We start from the raw sequence: 353 nt of genomic DNA on the forward strand, positions 1-353 counted from the left end.
GGCCTGTTCCGCACCGAACTGCAGTTCATGATCGCCTCGACCATGCCGAAGGGCGAGGAACAGGAAGATTTCTATCGCAATGTCATCAAGCAGGCAGGCAACCGTCCCGTCACATTCCGCACGCTCGACATCGGCTCCGACAAGGTCGTCCCCTATTTCCAGGCGATCAAGGAAGAGAATCCGGCGCTCGGCTGGCGGGCAATCCGCCTTGCGCTCGACCGGCCCGGTCTGCTCAGGACCCAGTTGCGTGCGCTGCTGAAAGCCGCAGGGGGTACCGAGCTCAAGATCATGATCCCGATGGTCACCGAGGTCGAGGAGATGTGCAAGGTACGGGCGCTGATCCAGAAAGAGGT

The 353-nt window shown here is 60.9% G+C and carries 1 protein-coding gene; it reads left to right on the forward strand.

What is annotated here, in order from left to right:
- Positions 1-353 (forward strand): putative PEP-binding protein (locus AC1D0P_RS32705; protein ID WP_477680518.1); only part of this gene is annotated, 353 nt, incomplete at both ends.

The organism is Polaromonas sp. P1_G2 (assembly GCF_056405515.1).